Here is a 22,361-nt window from a genome sequence, read left to right as displayed (position 1 = left end):
TTTGCCCAATGATCGGAAACCAGCGTAGTTCAATAACCGAGGTTACGGAGGCCGCGCAGTTGGGTCAGGTTGCAGTCCAATGCGCCGGCACTGGGGCCGTTGTTGTTCAGCACCACGTTGAGCTGCGTCATGTTGTTGATCAGGTTACTGTTGCCCAACAGGCGGGTGTTTTGCAGCAAGCCGCCCTGGGCCACTTGTTGCAAGGTGCCGCCCTGGTTGTGGCTGGCCTGGATCGCCATCTGCACGCCGTTGCCGGTGGCAGTGACCGCGACGCTGCCGGCGGCATTGCTGCCGCTGATGGTCTGGCCCTTGGTCAACAGTTGACCTTGGGAGGGGACAAGCGCGGGCGCCTGGTTGCTCTCCTTCACATTGATGTTGACGTTGTTGTAGGCCGTGTTGCCGTCGCCGGCGGCACGCACGCTCTGGGTCACGCCCTGGCTCGTGCCAAGGCCGGCGCCACCGGTAATGTTGCCGCTGCCCTGTTCCGGGACGTTGCCGTTACCGGTTTGCTTGATGGTGGAGACATAGAACTCGGGTTTGACGGTGGCGGCTTGGATTTGCATGGTGCTGCTGGCGCCGATCAGGTCGCCGCTGGCGTTGCGCCAAGTACTGCTCATGACGATGCCGAAGCTGATGACGCGGCCGGGCATGACATAACGACCGCGCAGCTCGGCGAGCTCCTGGTCCTTGACCTCGATGGGTTTGAAACCGGCATGGGCATAGCCCGAGGCGGTCGCGAGCAGGCAGGCCAGCGACAGCCAGTGTGAAGTTTTCATGTGCTGCTCCCGGAGCGTCCTGCTCCTTTTTGTACTTATTGTTGGCAGTGGTCGGCGATTAGAAAAAGTCGCTCTGTATGAAGCCGAAATCCATCAGTTCCGCATCCCTGACCGGGTTGAAACCGTCCAGCTTGTTACGGGCCGTCAGGGGTTGAGGAGGGCTGCGTAGGGCATTGGTCTTGTCATAGCCCGGGCCGACGATCGCGAAGACGATGCCGTTCCAGCCTTTGACGAACTCATCGTGGGAATAGCGTTTGTGCCCCAGCACCGGGTCGCCGATGTAGACCCATTGCTTGTCGGCTCGCTGCAATACCACGAAGTGCTTGTAGCCGCGTATTTCCATCAGGACCACCACCGGGATCGTCACCGCTTCGAGTTTCTCCGGCGGTATCCGGTAGCCTCGGGCACGCATGCCGATGGTTTCCACGTAGCGCTTCATGTCCAGCATGGAAAAGCCCTGGGTGCGAACCAGGTCATGGTCGGCATTGACCAGCATGCCTTTGATGACGTGCTCTTCATCGACGTCGAGCCAATAGGCTTGGCGTAGCACCGTCGCCAGCGCGGCGGCGCCGCAACTGAAGTCGGTTTTCTGTTCGACGATGTCGCTGAACTTGCGCTCGCGTACGCTTTGCACCGGTTTGTAGACCAGCATGCCGCCAGGCAGGGCAGCGACCGGCATCTGCGCCGCTTCGGCCATACAGGCCAGGCAGAGCAACAGGGAAACGGCAGTGACACGCATGATCAATACGCCTGATGGACATCCGGGAAAAAAGCCCCGTTTCCCAGCGGCACTGTTCGTCTAGAGCATTGAAATACGTCCGTGGTGAGGGAGCTTGCTCCCGCTGGGCTGCGGAGCGGCCCCAGGTTTTTGCGGTTGCTGCGCAACCGAGCGGGAGCAAGCTCCCTCGCCACAAGATTCATCCAAACCCTAGGGGAACAGCATTGCTGTTACCGGGGCTCCGTTTCACCCGCGCTTACATGCAAGCCTTGCAGCCCGCCGCGATGGACAGCGAGTTGCTTTGCTGGTTGCCCACGCCCGCCGACACGTTGGCGCCGCCGTTACCGGAGAAGCCGTTCATGGAGTTGGTCATGGTGGCGTTGTTGATCACAGGGTTTTTCCAACCGTCGCGGGTCAGCACCTGCTGGGTGTTGCTGCCGGCCAGTTCGAAAGTCCCCACGGCGGAGAACTTGAACTTGTCGTCATCGTGGCCGCCGCCGTAGCCACCTTTGTTGCCCCAGCCGCCGTCGTCTTCGACGGTACCGGTGCCTTTGGCCTTGAACGTGCCGGAGGCGCTGGAGGTGCTGGTAAGGGTATCGGTCTTGTAGGTGCGCACGCCTTTGTTGTCCACCACAAGGCCGCTGGAGGACTGATCGGCCGAAGCGGCAGCTTCTGCGACACGGCCACCCGATACGGCAATGGCCAGGTTGTTTTTCTGTTGGTTGAAGTTGCCAGCGGTCACGTTGATGCCGATATTACCGGAGCCATCGTTGCCGGCATTGGTGAGCGAGGCATTGTTTTGCGTCGAGTTGTTTTTGACATAGTTGTTGCTATTGACTTGCGTGGCGCTGGAAACAGCAACAGCCGAACCGAAGATGAAGCTTTCGTCAGCGGTGGCCAGCGCGGCGGCGTTGTCTTGCTGGTTACCGTCGCCGCCCGCGATGTTGGCGCCCATGTTGCCGTTGCTGCCATTGAGCGAATCAGTGGCTTCAGCGGTGTTGCGGGTGGCCTGGTTGGTTACGATGTTGCCATCGCTGTTCTGCACATCCAGTACGGTCGCACCAGCCCCGGCCGTGATCGAGAGCAACTGCTCAAACGAGGGACCTCTTGGGCCTTGATTGCCGTGGCCGTTGCCGTGGCCGTTACCGTTGCCACGTCCATCGGCCTGTGCAGCCATTGCCATGACAGCGGCGAGAGCGAAAACCAATGGTTTGAGTGCCATTGTAGGTTTCATGATGTTTCTCCTTGCGTGTCGTTGGTTAAGTGTTGGTACTTTCTTATGCCCACTGCGCCGGATCAGTCAGCGACCCGGATGCTCAGGGTGTTAGCCATGCGGTTCCCCACCCCGGCACTCTGGTTCACCTGAATCACCCCTCGGCTGCCGGTGAAGGCCTGGTCGCTGGTAACGACCTGGCGACTGCCGGTTGGGGCGCCAGTTGCGCCTGAGTTCGGTAGCAACGCCACGTTCTGTTGGGACAGGGCGCTGTCGTCAATGCTCTGCGGATGGGCACTGATGCTCACCCGCATGACATTGGCCATCTGGTTGTTGGCCCCGGCGGACTGGTTCACGCCCAGCACGCCGTTGCCGTTGGTAAAGGAGTGGCCACCGATACGGGCGGTGGCGTTCATGGAGGGGTTGGCCTGGGTGTCGACGCTTTGCTGTACGCGGGTGCTGGCCTGGGCGTGGCTGCCAATGGCAATGGCCCGGGTGTTGGTTTGCTGGATCTGGTCGCCAGCCGCCTGGTTGACGTTGAAGTTGCCGGTGTACTGGCTGCCGGAATCCTGCAGGTTGGCGTTGCTGACCACCGCCATGCCCGAATCGGCAAATGCGGTGAAAGAACTGAGCAGGGACAGCATGACCAGGGCGAGTAGAAACAGGACGGGTTTCATGTCACTGACCTCCCGCCAGCCGGCCCAGCGGGGCCAGGCCGGAGCTCAGCGAGCGGTTGATGGTGCCAGAGATCGCTCCGCCGCTGCCGCCACCGTGGCCGGCATTCATGCCCGGCATGCCGTTGGGGTTGGTGACCACGTTCAGGCCCTGCACGCCGGTATTGGGGGTGACGATGTTGCGGATCGACGAACCGCTGGCCACGCTGGCGAATTCGCCATCGCTCAGTTCGGTGCTATTGGTCGCCTGGTTGATGCGTTCGGAGGGGTTGGCGTTGACGGTGGTCGGGTAGGGGTCTTTGCCGCCGTTGCGACCGATTGCGATGGGTTGCACGTCACGGTTGAGTACGATGACGCCGTTGCCCTCGGCCTGCGCGGGGAGGCTGAACGTTGCGCCGACGGCGCAGCCGATGAATAGCAGGCAGGTCACACCCCTGTCGAACATCCCCATGGCATCGATTCCTTCTTCGGTACGCTGGCCCTAGTCAGCGTTGCGAAGTGGGGAAGAGCAGGTGTTGTGCCGGGTTTTGAATTGCCTGTGAATTCAACAAGTTGGGTTCAGGCGCGCGCAGCGGGGGAAGAAACCTGTTTCAGCGCTGAGACAACGCACATGATGGCTAACCGGCTGCACGCTGTTCCAGGGCTCTGGATCCAGGTTTTTGGGTGGGTGTTTCAGTGACTTGACAGTCTTGATGACAATCATCTGAAACGATGTTGGATCCGGGTTTGCCGCGAGCGTGATGTTTCAAACGTGAGACAAATCATCCTGCGGTCAGTTGGGCGACGGCCGCGAACACTTGCCGCTGGCGTTGCGCCCAGTTGCCTCGAATGATCTGGAACGGTTGCCGATGTCCACTCAGCCACGCCTCGATGGCGTCGAAAAATGCCAGTCGTTCTTCCAGCTCGGGTTGGCAACGCAAACCGTCGCCAGTCCATTCGACCTGCTCGGGGCTCAACAGCAGGTGCAAGTCGTAATGACGGGCCAGCAACGCCGGTTCGAGCCAGTCCGGGCAGTCGCCAAAGAGGGTCTGGCTCCAGAGGATGTTGCTCAACAGGTGGGTGTCGAGGATCAATAGCGAGGGTCGGCGGGCTCGTGCCTCGTCTTCCCAGGCCAACTGGCCGGAAGCGATGTCGGTGATGTCCGCCAGGCACGTATCGCGCTGGGTCTGTTCCATGAAATGGCGCACGTACTCGTCCACCCGCACGCCACCAAAATGTGCCTGTAGTTGCGCCGCCAGCCAGCTCTTGCCGCTGGATTCCGGGCCGGTCAGGACTACCACCTTCATGCGCGCAGGGCCGGGTCGGCGCGCCATTCCCGCCAGCCTTGCACGGCCAGCAGAGTGAACAGGGCGTAAAGCGCGGCGGTCAGGTGCAAGCCCTTGTAGATGAACAGGCCGACGAAGATCACGTCCAGGACGATCCACAACGGCCAGCATTGCACGCGTTTTTGCGCCATCCACCATTGAGCGACGAGGCTGAAACCGGTGAGCGCGGCATCGAGCCAGGGCTGGGCGGCGTCGGTCCAGTGGGCCATGGCGGCGCCCAACAGCAGGCTGCCCGCCGCGCCAATGGCCAGGCCGAGCAGCACCGACGGCCCACCGAGATGGCTGACCTGACGCCCATCATGATTGTGCCCGGCACGGGTCCATTGCCACCAGCCGTAGAGTTGCAACACCGCGTAGACCACCTGCAGCAGCATGTCCGAGTACAACTTCACCTCGAAAAAAATCCAGCTGTACAGCAACACCATGACCAGGCCGATCGGCCAGCACCAGGGGTTCTGCTTGACGGTCAACCAGACAGCGATCACGCCGAGGGCTGCGGCAAACAGTTCAAGCCCGGACATGGCGGTTCCTTGGGGAAAGAGGAGAGGGCGGCGATTGTAAACGCTATGGCGTGGAGAGCTCCAATACCATTGTTGGTTGAGCCCGTGGCGAGGGAGCTTGCTCCCGCTGGGCTGCGTAGCGGCCCCTTTTGTGAGTGCTGCGCACTCAAGCGGGAGCAAGCTCCCTCGCCACAGTGAATCACAACAGTTTCTAGTGTGCATCAACCCCTTTAGACGCCTGACAGTCCTTAGACCCGGAACTGCTTGAGCAACCCGTTAAGCTGTTCACTCAACGCCTTCAGGCGGCTGCTTGCCTGGCTGGACTGTTCGGCGGCCATGGCGGTGCTGTGGGACAGTCCGGCGGCCTGGGTGACGTTCTGGTTGATGTCTTCTACTACATGGGCCTGTTGCAGGGTGGCGCTGGCAATGGAGGCGTTCAGGCTGTTGAGGTTGCGCAGGGCCTGGCCGATGGCGTTGAGGCTGGCACCGGCCAGGCCCGCCTGTTCGATGGTCAGTTGCGAGGCACGGCTGCTGTCGCCGATGACTTTCACGGCGGCTTCGGAATGGGTTTGCAGGCGCTCGATCATCGACTGGATCTCAGCGGTGGACTTCTGCGTACGCTGGGCCAGCAGTCGCACTTCATCGGCGACCACCGCAAAGCCCCGGCCTTGCTCGCCAGCGCGGGCGGCTTCGATCGCAGCGTTGAGGGCCAGCAGGTTGGTCTGCTCGGCGATGGAGCGGATCACCTCCAGCACGCTGCCAATCTGGGTGCTTTCGCTGGCCAGGGTGCGAATCACTTCCACCGCCTGGTCGATGGTCTGGGACAGGCGATCGATCTGTTGCAAGCTGCCGTCGATGTTGACCTGGCCTTGCTGGGCCTGGGATTCGGCGTCGCGCATCTCGCTGGCGGCGTGCTCGGCGTTCTTGGCCACGTCCTGCACGCCATACGTCACTTCATTGATCGCGGTGGCCACCAGCTCCATTTGTTGCGACTGCTGCTGGCTGCGCTCCTGGGCTTGAGCCGCGTCGTTGCCCAGTTCGTTGGAAGATTGCCCCAGCTCACTGGCCGAAGCCTGCAACTGGCTCACCACTTGGCGCAGTTTGGCGGTAAAGGCGTTGAAATGCCGGGCCAGTTGGGTGACTTCGTCCTGGCCGTGGGTGTCGAGGGTGCGGGTCAGGTCGCTCTCGCCGCTGGCGATGTTGGCCATGGCGTTGACGGTCTCTTGGAGCGGGCGGACGATGCTGCGTACGATCAAGGTCAAGAACAGGCTCATGAGCACGGTAATTGCCAAGCCGATCAAGGAGGCCTTGATCATCTGGGATTGAAACTCAGCCTGCACGTCATCGATGTAAACCCCTGAGCCGATGATCCAGCCCCACGGTTCGAACAACTTGACGTAGGAAGTCTTGCCGACCGGTGCTTCGGCACCCGGTTTCGGCCAGAGGTAGTTGATCATGCCGGCGCCCTTGGCCTTGGCGATGGCGACCATCTCGTTGAACAACGCGTAGCCGTTCGGGTCGCGGATCGCCGAGAGGTTCTGGCCTTCAAGCTTCGGGTTGGTCGGGTGCATGACCATGACCGGCGTCAGGTCGTTGATCCAGAAGTAGTCACTCTGGTCATAGCGCAGGCCTCGCACCGCGCTGAGGGCTTGCTTCTGCGCCGCCTCGCGGGTCAGGGTGCCGGCGGTTTCCAGCCCATGGTAGTAGCTCAATACGCCGCTGGCGGTCTGCACCACATGCTGGGTCTTCTGCACCTTGGCCTGATACAGATCCGTGTGGATCTGCTTGAGCATAAAGGCGCCGAGCGTGAACAACATCACGATGGCCACCACCAGGATGAGCCACAAGCGTCGGCTGATCGACACACTGCGCAAGCTATTCATACGCTGTCACTCCGGTTTCTTATTCTTGTCATTAACGACGGGCGGCACTTTAGCGCCTGGCGGCTATTGATGATTGACCTGGGTCATAACGCGGCAGCGTTATCAGGGCTTGTCTGATAGGATTTCGGCCCCGCGGCGCAAAACCTGAGCCTGTTCTGATTTTTTCATTGGTTTTTTTTGGATGATCGCAGCTATCGTGCAGCCGCTGCGTGGACCTGTATGACACTTGAATAGCGATAAGACCCGCATGAGCAGGGTCTTTTTTGGGGGATGAATGGATTTGTGGACGGCCTTTTCGGCATTGATTCTTGGCGTAGTAGAGGGTTTGACGGAGTTTCTACCGATTTCCAGCACGGGGCACCAGATCATCGTCGCCGACTTGCTCGAGTTCGGTGGCGAACGTGCAATGGCATTCAACATCATCATCCAGCTCGGCGCGATCCTCGCGGTGGTCTGGGAGTTCCGGCGCAAGATCTTCGATGTGGTGCTGGGCCTGCCGACGCAACCCAGCGCCCGCCGGTTCACCGCCAACCTGCTGATTGCCTTCTTTCCCGCCGTGATATTGGGCGTGCTGATTGGGGACTGGATCCATCACTATCTGTTCAACCCGGTCACCGTGGCTGCCGCTCTGGTGGTGGGCGGTCTGGTGATGCTCTGGGCCGAAAAGCGCCAGCACCAGGTACATGCTGAAACGGTGGACGATATTTCCTGGAAGGATGCGTTGAAGGTCGGCCTGGCCCAGTGCATTGCGATGATCCCGGGTACTTCCCGTTCCGGTGCGACCATCATCGGGGGCTTGCTGTTCGGGCTGTCGCGCAAGACCGCTACCGAGTTCTCGTTCTTCCTGGCGATGCCGACCATGGTCGGTGCGGCCGTGTACTCGGGCTACAAGTACCGTGAGTTGTTCGTGCCGGCGGATTTCCCGGTGTTCGCCATTGGTTTCGTCACGGCGTTCATCTTCGCCATGATCGCGGTCAAGGGCCTGCTGCGGTTCATCGCCAGCCATAGCTACGCGGTGTTCGCCTGGTATCGCATCGCCTTCGGCCTGTTGATCCTGGCCACCTGGCAGTTCGGCTGGGTGGACTGGACCGCCGCCAAGCCATGAACGAGTCAGGCACCCGCAAGCGCGCTGGGGGCAATGCCGGTGGCGCGGTGCAAAACCTGCGGCTCAAATTGATGGTGTTGGCGCTGGTCTGCGCCTTGCCGCTGTTCGGCTCGCTGCTGTTCGGCCTGCGGGGCGTGTCGTGGGTGCCGATGGCGGCCTATGGTGTCGTCAGCGTGGTGGCGTTCCTGCTGTACTGGAGCGACAAGCGCAAGGCCCGCGCCGACGCCTGGCGTACCCCGGAAAACGTGCTGCATGCACTGGAGCTGGCCGGTGGTTGGCCCGGGGCCTTGCTCGCCCAGCAGTTGTTTCGCCACAAGACCCGCAAAGTCTCGTTTCAAGTGGTGTTCTGGTTCATCGTGCTGCTGCACCAGGTGTTCTGGATCGACCAGTTGTTCCTGGGCAGTTATCTATTTTGAAGGCGAGAGCAACAAGCCCACCTGCGTGCGCTTGGGCAATTTGCTCACGACCAATTGATGTGAGCGTTGCAGCAGGCCACGCAGTTCTTCGGCCCCCAGCGGATAAGGCACCTGCATGATGACCCACTGGGCCCGCGCCAAATAAGGCGCGGGGTGAATGCCCGGCCGGTCGCAGTGCCCCAGGAACAGGTCCTTGTCGACCTTGAACGCCAACGAATCGCCCCGCAGGCCCTGGAGGGCGAACATCTTGTTCCCGGCAATGGAAAACACCCGCACGCCCCCCCATTTGTAGTCTTCCCTGGCACCGGGCAAACCCAGGCAAAACCGCGCGACATCCTCTTCGCTCAACCTCATAGCGTTTTTTCTCCACAGCCCTCGAAGGCTTCCACCAAATGATCGATCCAGGCGCGCACCGCTGGCAACATGCCACGCCGATGGGGGTAGACCGCCTGGAGCCAGCCGTCGGGCAATGACCATCCAGGTAGCAGTTCCACCAGTGTGCCGTCACGCAATTCCTGCTCGCAATACATGCTTGGCAATAACGTGAAACCCAGGCCGGCGAGGGTGCAGGACCGGCGCACGATGAAGTCGTCAATGCCCAGGCGGGCTTCCAGGCTCAGTTCGGCCTGCTGCCCATCGGCCTTGACCAGGCGTAGATGCACCAGGCGATCGGCTTCCAGCGCCCCCAGCACCGACAACTGCTTGAGATCGTCCGGGGTTTCGATTCGCCGCCCTTCGACGAAGGCTGGGCTGGCCACCAGCATCAGCCGTGCCCGGCGCAGACGCCGGGTCATCAGCAGCGGGTCTTCGTCCCCCAGGTCGCGCACGCGCAACGCCACGTCGATGCCTTCGCCGATCAGGTCCACCCGCCGGTTGAGCAGGGTCATTTCCAGTTGCACCAGGGGGTATTTCGCCAGGAAGGTTTCGATCACCACCGGCAGGAACTGATGGGCCAGGCCCACCGGGCTCGACACTCGCAACCGACCGCGGGGTTCGCTGGACATGCTCGCCACCGCTTCGTCGGCCATCTCGGCCTCCAGCAACATCGCCTGGCAATGGCGCAGATAACGTTCGCCGACCGCCGTCAGTTTCAACTGCCGCGTGGTGCGCTGGAGCAGGCGGGCGCCGAGGCGTTCTTCCAGCTCGGCGATGCGCCGTGACAACCGCGATTTGGGAATGCCCAGCAAGCGCCCGGCCGCCGCGAAACCGCCGGCTTCGACGACTTTGGCGAAGTAATACAAATCATTGAGGTCTTGCATGTTGAATTCAATTGTCCTGTCAGTGGGACAAACTATCGCATTTTTGCTGACTTATCGATCATTCGCTTCATCGATAGGATTGTCGCCAATTGATCGCCTGGTTGCGGTCCTCATTTGGAGAGCACTGATATGAAACTGCTGCACATCGATTCGAGCATCCTCGGCGACCACTCCGCTTCCCGCCAATTGAGCCGCGAAGTGGTTGAAGCCTGGAAAGCTGCCGAGCCAGGCATCACCGTGACCTACCGTGACCTGGCCGCCGATGCCATCAGCCACTTCTCCGCCCAGACGTTGGTTGCCGCCGGCACCAGCGCCGAATTGCGCGACGCGGCGCTGAAGCATGAAGCCGATCTCAGCGCGTCGGCAATGGCCGAGTTCCTCGCGGCTGATGCCGTAGTCATCGCGGCGCCGATGTACAACTTCAGCATTCCGACCCAGCTCAAGGCCTGGATTGACCGCATTGCCGTGGCCGGACAGACGTTCCGCTACACCGAAGCCGGTCCCGAAGGCCTGTGCGGTGGCAAGAAACTGGTGATTGTCTCCACGGCGGGCGGTTTGCATGCCGGCCAACCGAGCGGCGTGGGTCACGAGGACTACCTCAAGTTGGTGTTCGGTTTCCTCGGCATCACTGATATCGAATTCGTCCGTGCCGAAGGCCTGGCCTACGGTGACGACATGCGCACCAAAGCCATGAGCGAAGCCACGTTGCAGATCGGCCAGCAGTTCGCCGCTGCGTAAATCCTGCGTAAAGGCAGCAAGCGCTTCGGGCAACCTTCGCAAAACCCTGTATTCTCGTCGTCATTGGATGGCCGGGATGCAGGGTTTTGCTGCGTTCGGCGCCGGAGAACTGGCGCAGGTTATGCACGGCCAAGACTGCGAGCGACGGGGCCTTCCCGTGCGCTGGTGAGGGGTGGAAATTCGATGGCACGTTTTGGTGCAGCGTTGCTGCTTTGCTTGTTTGCCAGTTCCGCTTCAGTGCAGGCCGCACCGGGGCCGCATCCGCATTGGAGCGCCGGTTTCCATGAGCTGAATTTTCTGGATCCGCTGGATCAGCAGCCGATGCACGCCATCGCCTTTTATCCGTCCACCGACCGCAAACAATCCAGCCTGCTCGGCGGCTACCAGATCGATGCCGCGCCGGAGGCTCAGATCGCCATCGGCCGTTTTCCTCTGTTAATGCTGTCCCATGGCAATACCGGCACCCCATTGGCCCTGCATGACCTCGCCACCTCGTTGGCGCGCAAGGGGTTCGTCGTGGTGGCCGTGATTCATCCCGGCGACAATGTCCAGGACCACAGCCGGCTTGGCACCCTGAGCAACCTGTACGGGCGGCCGATCCAGATTTCCGAAGCCATCACCGCGACGCTCAATGACCCGATGCTCTCGCCGTTCGTCAACGCCGGGCAGGTCGGGGTGATCGGTTATTCGGCGGGTGGCGAGACCGCTTTGATCCTGTCCGGTGCGACGCCGGACCTCAATCGCTTGCGCCGCTATTGCAAGGAGCGACCGGAGGACCGTGACGCCTGCAACACCCAGGGCGAGTTGATCGCCGACCGCGACGACCTGCAACCGGTGGCCGACCCCAGGGTCCGGGCATTGTTGCTGATGGCACCGTTGAGCCTGAAGTTCGGCCGTCATACATTGGCCGATGTCCATGTGCCGGTGCTGCTGTACAGCGGCGATGGTGACAATCTCGTGGCTTTTGACAAGAACGCCGCTGCCTTGGCCCGCAAACTGCCCACCGCACCGGATTTCAAGACCCTGGCCGGCGCGGGGCATTTTGTCTTCCTGGCGCCGTGCACCGACGAGCAGATCGCCGCGATGCCGGCGCTCTGCACGGATGCCGATGGCGTCGATCGCAAGGACATTCACCGCACCATGATTTCCGAGGCCAGCCGCTTTTTCGGCGAGGCCTTGGGTAAGGCGACCCGGGCGGGGATGAAGACGGCTGATCAATAAGGTATTGCTATCCATTTAAGCGTTCCCCCGGAAATCTGAGCTTGCGTTCCGAGGGGCATGGTTTGTACGTAAGGTTGGTGTGTATATCCGTTTCTGCGGTAACGGCTACTTATGGTTCCGCCCTTACGGCGGGTCACTTTTGAAAAGCGCAAAAGTAACCAAAACGCTCCTGCCCCACCACTCGGCACCTCGCTAAGGCTCGGTGTGCCCTCACTCCGGCATTGCTCCGTGGGCCGCCGCGAAGGGCCATCCATGGCCCAGCGCGGCTATCCCGGCATCCATGCCGGGATGCCCACTCCACAATGCCTGCGTTCGGCCATCGTGGTTAACGGGGCGCCCGAGATCAACGTCCTCCCGAGGCGGCCTTATAGCCGACCTGGCTCTTCCGGTCGTACACCATCAGATCTGTGGGAGCAAAGCTTGCTCGCGAAGACGGTGTGTCAGTTTGCGTTGATGTTGGATGTGTCGGCCTCATCGCGAGCAAGCTCGCTCCCACAGGTTTTGTGGTGCACATGAATCTTGTGTCTGCTGAAGATCCAATGTGGGAGCGAGCTTGCTCGCGATAGCGGTGTTTCAGTCACATAGTTACTGGATATACCCGGCTCTTGCTTTGCTTTGCTTTGGATCTTGATCTTGATCTTGATCTTGATCTTGATCTTGATCTGGACGCCCCGTTAAACCACGCTGGCCGAACGCAGGCATTGTGGAGTGGGCACCTCGGCATGGATGCCGAGGTAGCCGCGCTGGGCCATGGATGGCCCTTCGCGGCGGCCCACGGAGCAATGCCGGAGTGAGGGCATGCCGAGCCCTAGCGAGGCACCGAGTGGTGGGGCAAAGCGTTTTTGGTTACTTTTGGCGCTTTTCCAAAAGTGACCCGCTGTAAGAGCGGAACCATAAGCCGCCGTTACCGAAGAAACGGATATACACACCAGAGCACCGGGCTTTCTCAAAAGCCAAAAAACGACAGTGAACAGTATTACAAAGGCGCATTCATGGCCCGCCGCCGCAGCAGCAACGTCAGCCCCAGCCCGCTAACCGACAACAACGCAGCACAGAAGAAAATCGACGAATAACCCAGGTTCAACGCCACCGCCCCCATCAGCGGCCCGGCAATCGCCAGCGCCAGGTCAAAAAACACCGCATAAGCACTCAAACCCGCCCCACGGCTGGTGTTCGGCACTTGCTTGATGGCCTCCACCCCCAGCGCCGGATACACCAGCGACAACCCGAAACCGGCCAGCCCGGCACCGACTAGGGCGAACGGAGTGGACGGCGCCAGCCATAGCAGTACCAGCCCAAGGGTTTCGATGCTCATGCAAGCGATGGCCGAGTTGAAGCCACCGAAGCGGGCGATGCTGGAAATGAACAACAGCCGCGCGAGAATGAAGCAGATGCCGAAGACTGTCAGGCACCAGGCCGCGCCAGTCCAGCCGCGACTGACATAAAACAGCGTAATGAACGTGGTGAGCGTGCCGTAGCCGATCGACGCCAGGCTCAGGCCCGCGCCGTACGGGGCAATGCGCGCAAACACCGCCCAGAAAGGCAGGCGCTCGCCGCGAATGACCGGCACCGACGGCTTGTTGCGAATCATCAACAGCGCAGCCCCCGCCAGCAACGACAACGCAATGCCCAGGCTGGCAAACCCCAGCTCACCCACCATCACCACCCCCAGCGGTGCTCCAATAGCGATGGCCCCATACGAGGCGATGCCGTTCCAGGAAATCGAGCGGGCCGTGTGCTCTACCCCCACCTGGCCCATGCACCAACTGATGGTGCCCACGCCAATCAGCCCCTGGGCCACGCCGAGCAACAAGCGGCCAGCAATCAGAATCAGCAGGCTGGTCAGGGGAAAGCTTTGCAGCAAGGTCGAAATCAGCGTCAGCACGCCACTGAGCACAATCCCCGACAACCCGTAGACAATCGCCCGCTTGGTGCCGACGCTGTCCGACAACCGCCCGGCCATGGGACGGCTGAGCAGGGTCGCCAGGTACTGTGAACCGATGGTCAACCCGGCCACCACCGCGCTGAAGCCCAACTGTTCGTGGACATATCCGGGCAACACGGCAATGGGCAGGCCGATGCAGAGGAAGGCGATGAAGGTGTAGAAAACGATGGAGACGATCTGCAGGGTGATCGACAAGGAACTGGGGGCAGAGGAGGGCGTGGGCATGGGGCTCGTTCGCGGGCAGCGGTAAGAGAGCCTCATCATGGCGCGAGGTGGGGATAAAAGAAAGCAGGCTAACTAATGTATTGGGCAGACTGGGTGTTCAGGCGGGATGGATGCTGTGTGTGCCGGCGCCATCGCGAGCAGGCTCGCTCCCACAATGGATTTGGGTGTACGCAGCATTTGTGTATGCCACTAAACCCTGTGGGAGCGAGCTTGCTCGCGAAAGCGGTAGATCAGGCAATGATCAGTCGACTGGCATGCCGAATCGCGAGCAGGCTCGCTCCCACAATGGATTTGGGTGTACGCAGCATTTGTGTACGCCATTAAACCCTGTGGGAGCGAGCTTGCTCGCGAAAGCGGTAGATCAGGCAATGATCATTCGACTGGCATGCCGAGTCGCGAGCAAGTTCGCTCTCACAGGGGCGTTACCCTTGGAATGCAAAAAGCCCCATCACAGTGGACGGGGCTTTTGACTTGCCGCTTTAAGCTTGCAACTCGGGGCTGCCCTTAGAACACCACACCCTGGCTGCGCAGGTAGTCGTCATAGGTGCCGCTGAAGTCGACCACGCCGTCGGCGCTCAGCTCGATGATGCGGGTGGCCAGGGACGATACGAACTCTCGGTCATGGCTGACGAAGATCAGCGTGCCCGGGTAGTTTTCCAGCGCCAGGTTCAGCGCTTCGATGGACTCCATGTCCAAGTGGTTGGTCGGTTCGTCCATCACCAGCACGTTCGGCTTTTGCAGGATCAGCTTGCCGAACAGCATGCGGCCCTGTTCACCACCGGAAATGACCTTGACCGACTTGAGGATCTCGTCGTTGGAGAACAGCATGCGGCCCAAGGTGCCACGAACCAGTTGTTCGCCACCCTGGGTCCACTGGCCCATCCAGTCGAACAGGTTGACGTCGTCTTCGAAGTCATGGGCATGGTCCTGGGCGTAGTAGCCCAGTTCCGCGGCGTCGGTCCATTTCACGGTGCCGGCGTCCGGTTCCAGTTCATTGACCAGGGTGCGCAGCAAGGTGGTCTTGCCGATACCGTTCGGGCCAATGATCGCCACGCGCTCGCCGGCTTCGACGGTGAAGCTGAAATCCTTGAACAGCGGCTTGCCGTCAAAGCCCTTGGCCATGCGCTCGACAATGACCGCCTGGCGGTGCAGTTTCTTGGTCTGCTCGAAGCGGATGAACGGGCTGACACGGCTCGATGGCTTGACCTCGGCCAGTTGGATCTTGTCGATCTGCTTGGCGCGGGAGGTGGCCTGCTTGGCTTTCGAGGCGTTGGCCGAGAAACGGCTGACGAACGATTGCAGTTCGGAGATCTGGGCTTTCTTCTTGGCGTTGTCCGACAGCAGTTGCTCGCGGGACTGGGTCGCCACGGTCATGTACTCGTCGTAGTTGCCTGGGAACAGGCGCAGCTCGCCGTAGTCCAGGTCCGCCATGTGGGTGCAGACACTGTTCAGGAAGTGACGGTCGTGGGAGATGATGATCATCAGGCTCGAACGCTGGGTCAGCACGTTTTCCAGCCAGCGGATGGTGTTGATATCCAGGTGGTTGGTCGGTTCGTCGAGCAGCAGCACTTCCGGGTCGGAGAACAGCGCCTGGGCCAGCAGTACACGCAGTTTCCAGCCAGGCGACACTTCACTCATCGGGCCGAAATGCTGTTCGATGCCAATCCCCAGGCCCAGCAGCAATTCACCGGCGCGGGATTCGGCGGTGTAGCCGTCCATCTCGGCAAATTCGGTTTCGAGCTCGGCCACGGCCATGCCGTCTTCTTCGGTCATTTCCGGCAGCGAATAGATGCGATCGCGCTCGGCCTTGACCTTCCACAGCTCTTCGTGACCCATGATCACGGTGTCGATCACGGTGAATTCTTCGTAGGCGAACTGGTCCTGGCGAAGTTTACCCAGGCGCACGTTCGGCTCGAGCATGACCTGGCCACCGGACGGCTCGAGGTCGCCACCGAGGATTTTCATGAAGGTCGACTTGCCGCAACCGTTGGCGCCGATCAGACCGTAGCGGTTGCCCGCGCCGAATTTGACAGAGACGTTTTCGAACAGTGGCTTGGCGCCGAACTGCATCGTGATGTTAGCTGTAGAGATCAAAGGTTTATCCTGCGGAACATTCAGAGTAGCTAAGGGTGCGGCAGTACCTGTTCAGTACCTGTTTGCGCACGTCCCGACCGCGCAAAGGCGTCGCGGTCGCAAGCGCAAGGGTCCATCCGGCATAAGAGGACAGCAGCATACGGAGCGCCCGGCCCGGGTAGACGTGCGCCGAAGCCGCGGTTTGCGGCATCGGCCAAAGGGAGCGCGTGATAATTGGCGGCGATTGTACTGATCTGGCCGCATTAACGATAGGGTATTGCCCGGACAAGACAGTTTTTCACAACTTCAGGATAACTTTTGGTTACAAACTCTGGCTAAAATGCCACCTCACCCAATGCTATCTCCCTTGCCGCTTGGTTGGCCCGGAGACGCAGCCTGTTCACTCCCTGCATTGTGACGGACTTTCGTGAAGCTCATCATTGTCGCGATCTACCTCCTCTCCATCGGCTACGTTCACCTGCGTGGACGCGTGCGCCACAAGGTCGGACGCCAGTTGAGCGATCACTCGTCTTTTCTCGCACCGATCAATTGCCTGCTTTACCTGTGCTCGAAACTGCCCAACAGGCCTTTCCTGAGCCCGACGCAGTTCCCGGACCTGAGTCCGCTGCAGGCTCATTGGGAAGAAATCCGGGCCGAAGGCCAGAGCCTGCTGCGGGCGGGGGAGATCAAGCGTTCCAATCAGTACGACGACGTGGGCTTCAACTCATTCTTCAAGACCGGCTGGAAGCGCTTCTACCTGAAGTGGTACGGCAACAGCCATCCGTCGGCCATGAAATTGTGCCCACGCACCACCGAATTGGTGCAGAGCATCGGGTCGATCAAGGCGGCGATGTTTGCCGAGTTGCCGCCGGGGTCGAAGTTGGTCCGGCACCGCGACCCCTATGCCGGGTCCTATCGCTATCACTTGGGCCTGGAAACGCCCAACGATGCCGGCTGCTACATCAATGTCGATGGCGAGGCTTATCACTGGCGTGACGGCGAAGCGGTGATTTTTGACGAAACGTTCATTCATTACGCCGAGAACACCACCGACCAGAACCGCATCATCCTGTTCTGCGACGTGGAGCGGCCGATGAAGTTTCCCTGGGCCACGGCGTTCAACCGCTGGTTCAGCCGCACCGTGATGGCGGCGGCCGGCGCGCCCAACGACGCGGGCGACAGGACGGGCGGCCTGAACCGGGCATTCTCCAGACTCTACAAGATACGTTTGCAAGGCAAGGCCCTGAAAAAGCGCAACCGCAGGTTGTACTACCTGCAGAAGTGGGCATTTTTCGGTGGATTGCTGGCGATCTTCGTCTGGATCTAAATCCCGTAGGAGCTGGCGAAGCCTGCGATCTTTTGATCTTGATCTTTTCGCTTGCGACTCAATCGTTTGGGACAAGGTCGCAGCCTCGTTGCACTCGACAGCTCCTACGCGCTCCTACGCGCTCTTACGCCCCATAGGTTTCAGTCGGTGGGTTTTTGCGCGTCCAGCTGTTCCCACATCCTGGCGGTAATCCGCTGGCGGTGGTTATAACCTTCCCAAGGATCGGCGCCCAAGCCCCTGGCCCGCTCCAGCGCGGTATAGATATCCCACTGCTGGGCGTTGCGCAGGGTCGATAGTTCGGCGCGGGCAATGGGCACCGAGACCGGCAGGCCTGGCCTGGCGCGCACTGAATAAGCGGTTACCGTGCTGGCCCCGCGGGCGTTGCGCAGGTAGTCGACGAATATTTTCCCGACGCGATTCTTCGGCCCCATGGTGGCGGTGATGCGCTCCGGCGCCTGCCGGGTCAGGAATTGGGAGATGGCCTTGGCAAACGCCTTGGTGGTGTCCCAGCCCTCGTTTCTCGCCAATGGCACGATCACGTGCATGCCTTTGCCACCGCTGGTCTTGAGGAAGGCCTGCAAACCCAACTCGTCCAGCACCGCCAAGGTCATGCGGGTCGCCTCGATCATCGCGCTCCAGGGCAGTGACGGGTCCGGGTCCAGATCGAGGACAAACAGGTCAGGCGTCTCGATCCGGTCGTGGGTCGCGGTCCAGGTGTGCAGTTCCACCGCGCCCATCTGCGCCGCGCCCACCAGCGCGTGGACGTCGTCGATTTCCATCAGGGCGGCATGACCCGGGTCCAGATGCGGATCCAACTGTTTGATGTGGGGAATCTCCAGTCGATCGGCGTGTTTTTGAAAGAACAGTTCTTCACCGATACCGTCCGGTGCCCGCAGCAGCGCGACCGGACGCAGCTTGAGGTGCGGCAGGATCCAAGGGGCGATGTCCAGGTAATACTGGGCCAGCTCGGCCTTTTGCACGCCGCTGACACTGTCGATGACCCGATCAGGGTGGGTGATCGTCACACCGTCCACCTTGGCCGCGCTGGCTTTGTGACGACGCTGAGGTTTTGGCGCAGTGGGTTTTATCGGCAGGGGCTGCTCACGAACAACCTTGCTGGCGGGCGTATCAGGCGGCAAGCCCAGGAAAATAGCCTGCCGCACCTGGTTGTCGCGGGTCCACTCGGTGAATTCGATTTCGCAGGTCAGGGTCGGCTCGACCCATTGCACGCCGCGCCCCTGTGTACCGTTGAGCGGCTCAGCCAGTGGTGGAGTATCGCGCTGCTGGGTACACAGTTGCTCGTGCAATTGCTTGATTTGCGCCTGGCTGAACCCGGTGCCGACCCGGCCGGCGTATACCAGCCCCGTTGGCCCGTTGACGGCCAGCAACAACGCGCCGAAACCGCTGCGTTTGCCTTGGGGGCGGGTGAATCCGACGATGACAAAGGCTTGGCGCAGCCGACACTTGAGCTTTACCCAATCGTCGCTTCGCTTGGAAACGTAAGGACTGCCCAGGCGCTTGCCGACCACGCTGTCCAATGAGAGCGCGATGGCGCTTTCGAACATATCGTGTTGGCTGGCGGAAAATGATTCGGAGAAGCGCAGGCGCTTGCTGGCGTTGTTGCCGAGGGCTTTTTTCAGCGCCGCACGGCGTTCTTCCACCGGCGCCTGACGCAGGTCGACGCCATTGAGAAAGGGCGCATCGAACAGGAAATACACCATGTCGACGGTGCGGCTGATCTCGAAGGCCTCGCGCAGGGCAGCAAAATCGGAATGGCCGGTCTCATCGAGCAGGACCAGTTCGCCGTCGAGCCAACTGTCCCCCAGGTTCAACCCGGCCAAGGCGTCGGCATGCAACTTCAGCCGATCGGTCCAGTCCTGATGATTGCGGTTGTATAACCGGACTTCGCCGTCTTCGATGCGGGTCAGCAATCGATAACCGTGGAATTGGACTTCGTAGCGCCATTCACCGGTGGGGGGCTCCTCCACGGGCGTGGCCAACTGCGGCGCCAGGCGTTCGGGCAGGGCTGTCGTTGCGCCTTGGCCAGGGTTGCGGGGCGTCGTTGCGTCCGACTCGGCATTGGACAAACGAGCAGATTCACTCTCGGCGTTGGCCATGACAGATTCCCTTGTATTGCACACGCCAGGGGGTTAACCCCGGGAGGCCTTGGTGGCTTTTTTGGCAGGAGCGGATTTGCGGGTTTTCGCAGGTTTCGCCGGGGCCTTCCCGGCTGATTTATCGGGTGCCTTGCCCTTGCCGCCGAGGCTGCGCTTGAGCAACTCGGTAAGGTCGATGACATCGGCGGTCTTGCGTTGTTCTTCGCCAGGATCGGTTTCCACCGCTTCGAGTCGCCCCTCGTTGGCCTTCTTCTCCACCAGTTCCATGATTTTGTCCTCGAAGCTGTCGCGGTACGCCTGGGGCTCCCAGTCGCCGCTCATGTCTTCCACGAGGCGCTTGGCCATTTCCAGCTCGCCCTTGGCCAAGGTCGGGTTCGTGACCTCGTCGCCCAGCTCCAGTACATCCAGCTCGCGTACCTCGGCGGGCCAGCGCAGCATCACCAGTACCAGTGCCGTTTCAAGGGGCATGAGGGCGGCCAAGTGCTGGCGGGTATGCAGCACCACATGGGCCAGCGCTACTTTGTTGGTCTTGACCAGTGTTTCGCGCAGCAAGGCATAGACCTTGCCGCCGCGTTTGTCGGGCGCCAGGAAATAGGGCTTGTCGATGTTTTGCAGGGGGATTTTTTCGCTGTCGACAAAGGAAAAGATGTCGATGGTCTGGGTGGACTTGGGGTGGGCGGCGCGGATCTCGTCTTCGCTGATGAGCACATATTGGCCTTTCTGGTATTCCACGCCTTTGACGATATCTTCCTTGGTCACCTCCTTGCCGGTGACCTTGTTGACACGCTTGTAGCCCACCGGGTCCATGCTGCGCTTGTCCAACCAGTCGAAATCCACGCCTTGGGATGCGGTGGCCGATACCAGCGCCACGGGAATGTGGACCAGTCCGAAACTGATTGCGCCTTTCCAGATTGCCCGTGCCATGGGGGTGTTTTCCTTGCCGGTGAGTGTCTCTCTGGTGACCTTCGGGCCTTGGGAAAAGTTTCCCCTGTGGGAGCGAGCTTGCTCGCGATGACGCCGGTACAGGCGCCATTGATGCAAACTGACCCACCGCCATCGCGAGCAAGCTCGCTCCCACAATGGTTCGGAGACGCTTGGTTACATCTTCACCGAGACATTTGCTTAACAAGGTCGAACCTGCGGCGTAGCGTGCTTTCGATATGCCTGAACCCAAGAGGTGCCCCCAATGAACAGGCTGATGATTGCCATCATGACGCTACTGCTGAGCGCCACTGCCCAGGCCGCCACGCCCAGCGATGGCCCGATGGTCCTGGCCCAGAACCTGCCGGGCAACAACAATCCCTATAACAGCCCGACGCGTCGAGCCAATCCCAACAGCATGCAGGGCACCCGGCCCAACGTGCCGACGATTCATAGCAATCCGACCGTGCCGGTGCCACGGCCTCCGACCCTGGAAAACGGCGGCATCGGCAATGGCTACCCCCGGTCCGGCCAGCCGTCGGGTTCGCCGCGACCGACCATCGAGTCTCCCACGCCACCCCGGAACAGCCAGAATGGCAATCGCTAGGCGCTGGAGCTGCTCTTTCAACACCGCAGAAGGAAATGTGCATGTTGCGTAAAACACCCTTGGCCGCATTCTGCGCCACTGCTGTCCTGACCCTTGCCTCGCCGGCCATCGCCGTGCCAACCCAGTCATTCAAAAGCGAGGAGGGCACCCTGGAAGTGACCACTGTGGTCAAGGGGCTGGAGCGCCCTTGGTCCGTTGCATTCCTGCCTGGCCAACAGGGCATGCTGGTGACGGAGCGAGAGGGCAACCTGCGCGTGGTCAGTCCCGACGGTAAGTTGTCCGCGCCCCTGAGCGGCGTGCCCGAGGTGTGGGCCAAGGGCCAGGGCGGCTTGCTGGACGTGGTGCTGTCGCCGGACTTCAAGCAGGACCGCACCGTCTACCTGTCCTATGCCGAGGCGGGCGCGGACGGCAAGGCCGGCACCGCCGTGGGACGCGGGCAATTGTCCGAAGACCTCAAGAGCCTGAAGAACTTCGATGTGGTCTTCCGCCAGCAACCCAAGTTGTCCACGGGCAACCACTTTGGCTCGCGACTGGTCTTCGACCGCGACGGCTATCTGTTCATCACCCTGGGGGAGAACAACGACCGACCCACCGCCCAAGACCTGGACAAGTTGCAAGGCAAGGTCGTGCGCATCTACCCCGACGGCAAGGTTCCCGACGATAACCCCTTCGTCGGCCAGAAAGGCGTCCGTCCCGAGATCTGGTCCTACGGCGTTCGCAACCCCCAGGGTGCTGCCCTCAACCCGTGGAACGGCACCCTGTGGGAAAACGAGCATGGGCCCCGGGGCGGTGATGAATTGAACCTCATCGAGCGTGGCAAGAACTACGGCTGGCCGTTGGCGACCCACGGCATCAATTATTCCGGCGCCCCGATTCCCGAAGCCCAGGGCAAGAGCATCGAAGGCGGCGTTGACCCCTTCCATGTCTGGCAGGTGTCTCCCGGGCTCAGCGGCATGGCGTTCTACGACCATGAGCGCTTCAAGGCCTGGCAACACAGCGTGTTCATCGGGGCCCTGGTGTCCGGTGAACTGATCCGCCTGCAATTGCAGGATGACAAGGTCGTTCATGAAGAGCGCCTGCTGGGTGAACTCAAGGCGCGAATCCGCGATGTGCGCCAGGGGTCGGATGGGTACCTGTATGTGCTGACGGATGAGGACGACGGGGCGTTGTACAAAATCGGACTCAAGTAATTGGAGGACAGCGTGGGAGCGAGCTTGCTCGCGATTGCTTTGGGTCAGTCGGCATTGATGCTGACTGACGCCGAAGATGCCGATGTTGACCACCCATTCGGCATGCATGGCACCGCCCGTGGCGCCAA

Annotated in this window: 22 protein-coding genes and 1 pseudogene; 8 read left to right on the top strand and 15 right to left on the bottom strand. The window is 61.0% G+C overall.

Features of this window, described 5'->3' with window-relative positions:
• Positions 1–29: 29 nt before the first annotated feature.
• From ACIPQ1_RS07655 to ACIPQ1_RS07620, 8 genes are all read right to left on the bottom strand, one after another.
• Positions 30–776 (bottom strand): hypothetical protein, encoded by a 747-nt coding sequence (locus ACIPQ1_RS07655; protein WP_446533879.1) that lies wholly within the window; start codon positions 774–776, stop codon positions 30–32.
• 58 nt (positions 777–834) lie between these two features.
• Complete coding sequence (locus tag ACIPQ1_RS07650) at positions 835–1,515, bottom strand: C39 family peptidase (protein ID WP_186707659.1); 681 nt, start codon at positions 1,513–1,515, stop codon at positions 835–837.
• Positions 1,516–1,750: 235 nt separating this feature from the next.
• Positions 1,751–2,728, bottom strand: coding sequence for a heme utilization protein (locus tag ACIPQ1_RS07645; RefSeq protein ID WP_411384778.1), 978 nt, complete (start codon positions 2,726–2,728; stop codon positions 1,751–1,753).
• A gap of 62 nt (positions 2,729–2,790) precedes the next feature.
• On the bottom strand, positions 2,791–3,384 hold the full coding sequence (locus ACIPQ1_RS07640) for an adhesin (RefSeq protein WP_411384777.1): 594 nt from the start codon (positions 3,382–3,384) through the stop codon (positions 2,791–2,793).
• Between the two features lies 1 nt (position 3,385).
• The gene (locus ACIPQ1_RS07635; protein WP_411384776.1) at positions 3,386–3,832 is read right to left on the bottom strand and encodes a hypothetical protein; all 447 of its coding nucleotides are present in this window, start codon (positions 3,830–3,832) and stop codon (positions 3,386–3,388) included.
• A gap of 310 nt (positions 3,833–4,142) precedes the next feature.
• Positions 4,143–4,667: an AAA family ATPase gene (locus tag ACIPQ1_RS07630; protein WP_250963590.1), complete on the bottom strand. Its 525-nt coding sequence runs from the start codon at positions 4,665–4,667 to the stop codon at positions 4,143–4,145.
• Positions 4,664–5,227: a nicotinamide riboside transporter PnuC gene (gene pnuC / locus ACIPQ1_RS07625; RefSeq protein WP_186729858.1), complete on the bottom strand. Its 564-nt coding sequence runs from the start codon at positions 5,225–5,227 to the stop codon at positions 4,664–4,666. The genes ACIPQ1_RS07630 and pnuC overlap by 4 nt, the downstream gene beginning before the upstream one ends.
• A gap of 227 nt (positions 5,228–5,454) precedes the next feature.
• The gene (locus ACIPQ1_RS07620) at positions 5,455–7,089 is read right to left on the bottom strand and encodes a methyl-accepting chemotaxis protein (protein ID WP_250963563.1); all 1,635 of its coding nucleotides are present in this window, start codon (positions 7,087–7,089) and stop codon (positions 5,455–5,457) included.
• Between the two features lie 274 nt (positions 7,090–7,363).
• Between ACIPQ1_RS07620 and ACIPQ1_RS07615 the strand changes: the two genes are divergently transcribed.
• A complete protein-coding gene (locus ACIPQ1_RS07615; RefSeq protein ID WP_446533878.1) occupies positions 7,364–8,194 on the top strand; it encodes an undecaprenyl-diphosphate phosphatase in 831 nt (276 codons plus the stop codon).
• Complete coding sequence (locus tag ACIPQ1_RS07610; RefSeq protein WP_250963565.1) at positions 8,191–8,610, top strand: DUF1294 domain-containing protein; 420 nt, start codon at positions 8,191–8,193, stop codon at positions 8,608–8,610. Before ACIPQ1_RS07615 ends, ACIPQ1_RS07610 begins: the two co-directional genes overlap by 4 nt.
• On the opposite strand, the gene ACIPQ1_RS07605 is transcribed toward ACIPQ1_RS07610, so the two are convergent.
• Together ACIPQ1_RS07605 and ACIPQ1_RS07600 are read right to left on the bottom strand one after the other, a co-directional pair.
• Positions 8,602–8,964: an MmcQ/YjbR family DNA-binding protein gene (locus ACIPQ1_RS07605; RefSeq protein WP_250963591.1), complete on the bottom strand. Its 363-nt coding sequence runs from the start codon at positions 8,962–8,964 to the stop codon at positions 8,602–8,604. The genes ACIPQ1_RS07610 and ACIPQ1_RS07605 overlap by 9 nt on opposite strands.
• The gene (locus ACIPQ1_RS07600) at positions 8,961–9,869 is read right to left on the bottom strand and encodes a LysR substrate-binding domain-containing protein (protein WP_446533877.1); all 909 of its coding nucleotides are present in this window, start codon (positions 9,867–9,869) and stop codon (positions 8,961–8,963) included. The genes ACIPQ1_RS07605 and ACIPQ1_RS07600 overlap by 4 nt, the downstream gene beginning before the upstream one ends.
• Before the next feature lie 129 nt (positions 9,870–9,998).
• On the opposite strand from ACIPQ1_RS07600, the gene ACIPQ1_RS07595 reads away from it, so the two are divergent.
• The 3 genes and pseudogenes from ACIPQ1_RS07595 to ACIPQ1_RS07585 form a co-directional block, all read left to right on the top strand.
• Positions 9,999–10,607, top strand: coding sequence for an FMN-dependent NADH-azoreductase (locus tag ACIPQ1_RS07595; RefSeq protein WP_250963566.1), 609 nt, complete (start codon positions 9,999–10,001; stop codon positions 10,605–10,607).
• Positions 10,608–10,790: 183 nt separating this feature from the next.
• Positions 10,791–11,828 carry an alpha/beta hydrolase family protein gene (locus tag ACIPQ1_RS07590; RefSeq protein ID WP_250963567.1) on the top strand — a complete coding sequence of 346 codons (1,038 nt, stop codon included), beginning with the start codon at positions 10,791–10,793 and terminating at the stop codon, positions 11,826–11,828.
• Between the two features lie 252 nt (positions 11,829–12,080).
• Positions 12,081–12,179 (top strand): annotated as a pseudogene (locus ACIPQ1_RS07585) (nucleoid-structuring protein H-NS); the annotation flags it as partial.
• A gap of 323 nt (positions 12,180–12,502) precedes the next feature.
• On the opposite strand, the gene ACIPQ1_RS07580 reads toward ACIPQ1_RS07585, so the two are convergent.
• From ACIPQ1_RS07580 to ACIPQ1_RS07570, 3 genes are all read right to left on the bottom strand, one after another.
• Positions 12,503–12,628, bottom strand: coding sequence for a hypothetical protein (locus tag ACIPQ1_RS07580; RefSeq protein WP_411387574.1), 126 nt, complete (start codon positions 12,626–12,628; stop codon positions 12,503–12,505).
• Positions 12,629–12,804: 176 nt separating this feature from the next.
• Positions 12,805–13,998, bottom strand: coding sequence for an MFS transporter (locus ACIPQ1_RS07575; RefSeq protein ID WP_411384772.1), 1,194 nt, complete (start codon positions 13,996–13,998; stop codon positions 12,805–12,807).
• Positions 13,999–14,502: 504 nt separating this feature from the next.
• Positions 14,503–16,092, bottom strand: coding sequence for an ABC-F family ATPase (locus ACIPQ1_RS07570; protein WP_003181279.1), 1,590 nt, complete (start codon positions 16,090–16,092; stop codon positions 14,503–14,505).
• A 406-nt stretch (positions 16,093–16,498) separates the two neighbouring features.
• Here ACIPQ1_RS07570 and lpxO point away from each other — a divergent pair, with 406 nt between their 5' ends.
• Positions 16,499–17,398 (top strand): lipid A hydroxylase LpxO, encoded by a 900-nt coding sequence (gene lpxO / locus ACIPQ1_RS07565; RefSeq protein WP_250963570.1) that lies wholly within the window; start codon positions 16,499–16,501, stop codon positions 17,396–17,398.
• A gap of 140 nt (positions 17,399–17,538) precedes the next feature.
• Here the strand turns inward: lpxO and ligD are convergent, their stop codons facing one another.
• Positions 17,539–19,515, bottom strand: a complete 1,977-nt coding sequence (ligD, locus tag ACIPQ1_RS07560) for a DNA ligase D (RefSeq protein WP_446533876.1) — start codon at positions 19,513–19,515, stop codon at positions 17,539–17,541.
• Positions 19,516–19,548: 33 nt separating this feature from the next.
• Positions 19,549–20,439: a non-homologous end joining protein Ku gene (gene ku / locus ACIPQ1_RS07555; RefSeq protein WP_186709391.1), complete on the bottom strand. Its 891-nt coding sequence runs from the start codon at positions 20,437–20,439 to the stop codon at positions 19,549–19,551.
• A 262-nt stretch (positions 20,440–20,701) separates the two neighbouring features.
• Between ku and ACIPQ1_RS07550 the strand changes: the two genes are divergently transcribed.
• Together ACIPQ1_RS07550 and ACIPQ1_RS07545 are read left to right on the top strand one after the other, a co-directional pair.
• A complete protein-coding gene (locus ACIPQ1_RS07550; RefSeq protein ID WP_250963572.1) occupies positions 20,702–21,043 on the top strand; it encodes a hypothetical protein in 342 nt (113 codons plus the stop codon).
• Between the two features lie 41 nt (positions 21,044–21,084).
• Complete coding sequence (locus ACIPQ1_RS07545; protein ID WP_446533875.1) at positions 21,085–22,233, top strand: PQQ-dependent sugar dehydrogenase; 1,149 nt, start codon at positions 21,085–21,087, stop codon at positions 22,231–22,233.
• Positions 22,234–22,361 lie beyond the last annotated feature (128 nt).

Source organism: Pseudomonas sp. LARHCG127 (genome assembly GCF_052871455.1).
This window is presented reverse-complemented; position numbering and strand designations above follow the sequence as displayed.